Origin of the sequence: Moorena sp. SIO3E8 (assembly GCF_010692445.1) — a bacterium.
Taxonomy (GTDB): domain Bacteria; phylum Cyanobacteriota; class Cyanobacteriia; order Cyanobacteriales; family Coleofasciculaceae; genus Moorena; species Moorena bouillonii.
Map to the genome: position 1 here is coordinate 1 of NZ_JAAHHM010000251.1, position 4,958 is coordinate 4,958.

Genomic DNA, 4,958 nt, shown 5'->3' on the forward strand with positions numbered 1-4,958 from the left:
GTTCTTTTAGCTCTTGCTTTTCTTCCGGACTCAAGTTCATGAGTTTTAGTAATTATTAGAAACTATTTATCATTAATAATATCATGATATCATGATTTTGGTATTTTTGCAAAACTGAGATGCACCCCGCAAACGTGACTTGTGGGTGCTGGATATTACCAGTGATTTAGGCATTCCGGCCTTTGCTGCCATCTCAGCCCGCACCGATCAGGAACAAGAAGGGATTATTGCCGGGTTTGGTGCCCATCTCGATCCTCGGATTGCCATTTTACGGGCAGTCACAGAGATGAACCAACTGGGATTTTATGTGGATGACGTGGAACCCAGTGAAACCGGGGCTTGGGAGGAATGGAATAAGCATAATCTAAACCGCAAAGACCATCCCTACATGGTTCCCAATCCTGACATTCCCCTCAAGCTTTACAGTGACTATGCTCAACAGTGGAGTGATGATATTTATGAGGATGTCATGACCTGTGTCAACATTGCCCAGTCCGCAGGCATGGAAACCCTAGTTCTAGACCAAACCCGCCCGGATATTGGCTTAAATGTAGTCAAAGTGATAGTACCAGGGATGCGCCATTTTTGGGCAAGATTCGCCCCCGGTCGGTTGTATGATGTCCCCGTTAAGTTAGGCTTGTTCGCGGAACCCTTAAGGGAAGATCAACTTAATCCGATCCCGATGATTTTGTAGGAATGGGGAATTAAGAATTAAGAATTTAGAATTAAGAATTGGGAGTCGGGAATCGGGAGTCGGGAATCGGGAGTCGGGAATCGGGAATCGGGAACAGGGAACAGGGAACGGGGAACAGGGAACAGTGGACAAGAATTCTCTCCCCATCTCCCTATCTCCCCATCTCCCCATCTCCCCATCTCCCCACACTTCCCACACTTCCCACACTTCCCACACTTCCCACACTTCCCACTCCCTCGGTGCGCTTTCCGTAGGCGAATTAAATTCGCCACGGGTCGCACCGCTCCCGATTCCCGACTCCCGATTCCCGACTCCCGAACTCAGCTAGTAGCCGGGAAACTGCCACCAATGAAGTGAATATCACTGAAGGTTTCGATCCACAGACGAGCGCCACAATCGAGGGGATGATCGGGATTATAGACAATCTTACAAGGACCGAGGATTTCGACTTCGTTGCCGTAGAGATTGGTACCCTTTCGTTTTACTGAAATCACTGGCTTCCGCTCTTGAGGGCTTTTGTGCATATTCGAGCCAATGTGATTGCGGTTGACATTAATCTTCGCTAAAGCCGGGGGACGACTAGTCTGCCATTTGCCCTTCGGTCCACGGGAGCCTTTGGTAATTTGTGGCAAATGGTTGAACAGAGGAATAATCCAGAATTTCCCACTTTTATAAGCACCCCGAACCCGACCCTTCTCTAGGAGTTGGCGCAATCGCCGAGACGAAATTCCTAACAGAGATGCGGCTTCAGTAGTACCAACACACTTGTTCATCAGTGGACTCCCCCTTAACTATTCCGATAATACTAGTTTAATGGAAAAAAAGAGAATTGACAATTTTGGGGAATCGGGAATCGGGAATCGGGAATCGGGAATCGGGAATAGACGGAAGAGTTTGAGATACGGTCGTGGATGCGTTCGCGTAGCGTGGCCTACGGCCAATCGCGTAGCGGCTCCAAAGAAGCATCCCGTAGCGTGACCCAAAGGCCAAGGTCAATCCCCCGTAGCGTGACCGTTCCCCTAGCGTGCATGCCTTTTGGCCAAGGTCAATCGCACTCTATAGCTCTAATCACGAGTAAGGTAAACAGGATTTTTTCCCAAACTCCCGATTCCCGACTCCCGATTCCCGACTCCCGATTCCCTAATTTTGTTACAAAAATTTTCAAAATATGTTATAATTAAATATTTTTGTGCTATAGTAAAACTGTGGTCGTGCGCGACGTGAAAGCGTCAAGTTGAACCAAAGCCTGAAATGGCTTTCTGGAGAGTGCATCCTCCAGCCTGCCGAGATGAGGGGGGAAGAATAATCGGAACCTGAGTGCAGATTCTCGATAAAGTCCTGTAGAAATACAGGAAGTAGCACCCAAGGTCGGAATCACACCGCCGCAAGTGCTAGCAGGAAGATACCCAATGGTTAACGAAAGTGAACATCTATAAAAGCTTCGTAACGGTTGAACAGTGAAACGTGATTGAAACACTGTAGCCAAAAGGGCACCGAGTTCGATAATAAGTGATTGGGGATTGTGTCCTTCTCAATCTGATGCAACGAAGAACTCCGGAGCAAAGGATGAACCTAAAGGGATATCGAAAACTTCACTTGATGAACACGGTAACCCCTGAAATTTCAACCGCCAATAAATGGCAAAGCGGATTGCAAAAGAAGCCCAGGGTTGACAGGGAGTAGGAGACCTGAAAAAGCAAATGATGTCACGACGAAAGTCAACGGGAAATCATAACCGGACATATAGATTCCTATGAATCATACCGAGAGGTAGCAGACGTCAGGTTGGTCTAATCAGAATGTTCCAAGAATTGAGGAATAGAGACTCACCCCGATGAAAAGTAGAACCAATACTGGTACTGGAGTCTGGGACTGGACTGAGATAGACTGGAAAGTCATCAATAAACAGGTTCTCAAACTTCAAAGAAGAATATTCAGGGCTACCATTGAAGCTCAACTAAAAGGCAGCGGATGGGATAAGGTGAAAAATCTGATGAAACTAATTATAAATAGCAAGTCAGCATTAGCCTTAGCAATACAGACAGTTACGGTTAAAAACAAAGGAAGGAACACTCCAGGAATAGACGGTTATGTAGCCATCAAAACCAAAGAGAAAAACCGACTAATGAAAAACTGGAACTGGAATGAAGTAAGCCCCACCAAGAGAGTCTATATACCTAAATCAAATGGGAAGAAAAGACCCTTAGGAATACCAACCATAAAAGACCGAATAGGTCAAGCCATAATAAAAATGGCATATGAACCAGTATTCGAGGTAAGCTTTGAACCCAATAGTTACGGATTCAGACCTGGAAGAAGCTGTCACGACGCCATCCAAGAAGTGTGAGCTGGCCTCAAAAAGGGTAGCTCACACCACTGGGTTCTTGATGCAGATATTAAAGGAGCATTTGACAATATATCTCATGGCTTCATCATGGATAAATTGGAAGGACTACCGAAAAGAAGTCTAATCAAGAAATGGCTAAAATGTGGATACGTGGATAACAGGATATTCCATCCAACCAACTCAGGAACACCCCAAGGCGGAATCATCAGCCCACTACTAGCAAATATAGCCCTCGATGGACTCCAAGAAGTCATATCCGAAAAATGTAAGATAGATTACACAACTCGAAGTAGAGGGAAAACCATAAATAAGAAAAAGGAGGTAGATAAATACAGATTTGCTAGATACGCAGATGACTTCGTAATCACCAGCCAAACAAAAGAAAACCTGGAAGAAATAATCCCCAGAGTAGAAAAATGGCTAAGAAAAAGGGGGCTGGAACTCAACAGAGAAAAGACCAAAATCAGAAACATAATAGAAGAAGGTTTTTCCTTCCTGGGGTTCCAGATTCAACAAAGAAAGACAAAAACCCTGAGATTAGATAGCAAGAGGTACAAGAAGAAAGCACGAAAAATGCTTAAAAATCTAAAACCAAATGCTATAAGAATCCCGACACCAAACGCCAAAATCAGGGAGGAAATATGCTATTCATGTATAATAACACCTGACCAGGAAGAAGTTAAGAGATTCTTAAAGGAAATTCGTAGCATACTCAAGAATGAAGCTAGGGCACTAAATACAGAAGATGTAATCAAAAAGCTAAATCCGAAGATTAGAGGATGGCTAAACTATTACAGATTCGTATGCTCCAAGAAAACATTCAACAATGTAAGGTATAAAATTCTCAGTTCCATATACAGGTATCTAAAGAGACAACATCCAAAGAAAGCCTGGAAGTGGATTAAGAGGAAATACTTCAAAACCATTGACAAAGATACCTTGAACTTCTTCACCATATCAAGTGGAAAAAGAAAGAAAGAGGAAATCCTAGTCAACGCAGCCAAAGATGTACCTATTATCAGATTTGAAAAGGTAAAAGGAAACTCATCCCCCTTTGACCCTGACCTAAAAGAATATTGGAAGAAAAGGAAGACTAAATGGGGGAAGTCCAAATTTGCCAAAGGTAGCAAATACGAAAAGGTATATATTCACCAAAAAGGGATATGTCCTATTTGCAATCTACCTATCGAACTCGATGATAACTTCGAGGTACATCATACCATACCTATCAAGGGAGGCGGAAACAGTGAAACTAAGAATCTACAGATTCTACATAGTCACTGTCACAAAGCCAAACATAAGAAGCTTCACCAGGATACCTGATTAGGCTTGAGCCGGATGAGTATGAAAGTCTCAAGTCCGGTTCTTAGGGGAGGGAGAGATGGTAACATTTCTCACCTTACCCGACTAAACGTCCATGGGAAGAGCCAGCCAACGGATTTTGCGAGGCCGGTGTGGCTGGCTCTTGGTCCCCCAGTACAAGGAGATACATAGATTATGACTTACCATCAGCGCCTACACCCATGGGTGATTATTAGGCTGCTATCAAAGATGCAACGGGTCGTTGTTGCTCGTTTCCGCAAGCGTTCCGATGCGGAAGGCCACTTAAAGGCTTTGAAACGGTTGATGCCCGATGCTGAATTTATCATTATTTTTGATCACGGACAGCCTATAGAGGAAGAGTTTTAAGAGGATATCTGAAAAGTTTTTTTATACTGGATTTTGCCCCCCTAGCCCCCCAACTTTGGGGGGAAAAAGAGTCAATTTTATTCTAAAAGTCCCCCTTATTAGATACCGCTGGCGAACTTAATATTTGTTTACAAAATAGTGAGCAGATGTGGAAAATATCCTTTGTTTGTCGTTGGTGTGGAACTATAAGTTGAAACAATTGTATTAGTTGTCAAACTGAGGAGTTGC

7 protein-coding genes and 1 pseudogene are annotated in these 4,958 nt (G+C 43.9%); 5 read left to right on the forward strand and 3 right to left on the reverse strand.

The window, feature by feature from the left end; translation table 11 throughout:
* Nucleotides 1-139 precede the first annotated feature (139 nt).
* On the forward strand, nt 140-694 hold the full coding sequence (locus F6K46_RS38025; protein WP_366510880.1) for a YcaO-like family protein: 555 nt from the start codon (nt 140-142) through the stop codon (nt 692-694).
* Here F6K46_RS38025 and F6K46_RS38030 read toward each other — a convergent pair.
* The 3 genes from F6K46_RS38030 to F6K46_RS38040 form a co-directional block, all read right to left on the reverse strand.
* A complete protein-coding gene (locus tag F6K46_RS38030; protein ID WP_293068134.1) occupies nt 653-919 on the reverse strand; it encodes a hypothetical protein in 267 nt (88 codons plus the stop codon). The two genes, F6K46_RS38025 and F6K46_RS38030, sit on opposite strands and share 42 nt — an antisense overlap.
* Before the next feature lie 95 nt (nt 920-1,014).
* On the reverse strand, nt 1,015-1,467 hold the full coding sequence (locus F6K46_RS38035; RefSeq protein ID WP_075899538.1) for a helix-turn-helix domain-containing protein: 453 nt from the start codon (nt 1,465-1,467) through the stop codon (nt 1,015-1,017).
* A gap of 18 nt (nt 1,468-1,485) precedes the next feature.
* Entirely contained in the window at nt 1,486-1,677 is a 192-nt protein-coding gene (locus tag F6K46_RS38040) for a hypothetical protein (RefSeq protein WP_293118017.1), read from the reverse strand.
* On the opposite strand from F6K46_RS38040, the gene F6K46_RS38045 reads away from it, so the two are divergent.
* The 4 genes and pseudogenes from F6K46_RS38045 (at nt 1,669) to F6K46_RS38060 (ending at nt 4,730) form a co-directional block, all read left to right on the forward strand.
* Nucleotides 1,669-1,875 (forward strand): hypothetical protein, encoded by a 207-nt coding sequence (locus tag F6K46_RS38045; RefSeq protein WP_293118020.1) that lies wholly within the window; start codon nt 1,669-1,671, stop codon nt 1,873-1,875. The genes F6K46_RS38040 and F6K46_RS38045 overlap by 9 nt on opposite strands.
* 653 nt (nt 1,876-2,528) lie before the next feature.
* A pseudogene (locus tag F6K46_RS38050) lies at nt 2,529-3,539 on the forward strand (reverse transcriptase domain-containing protein); the annotation flags it as partial.
* Between the two features lie 75 nt (nt 3,540-3,614).
* Complete coding sequence (locus tag F6K46_RS38055; RefSeq protein ID WP_293068144.1) at nt 3,615-4,364, forward strand: group II intron maturase-specific domain-containing protein; 750 nt, start codon at nt 3,615-3,617, stop codon at nt 4,362-4,364.
* Nucleotides 4,365-4,538: 174 nt separating this feature from the next.
* The gene (locus F6K46_RS38060) at nt 4,539-4,730 is read left to right on the forward strand and encodes a hypothetical protein (RefSeq protein ID WP_293068141.1); all 192 of its coding nucleotides are present in this window, start codon (nt 4,539-4,541) and stop codon (nt 4,728-4,730) included.
* The last annotated feature ends 228 nt before the right edge of the window (nt 4,731-4,958 follow it).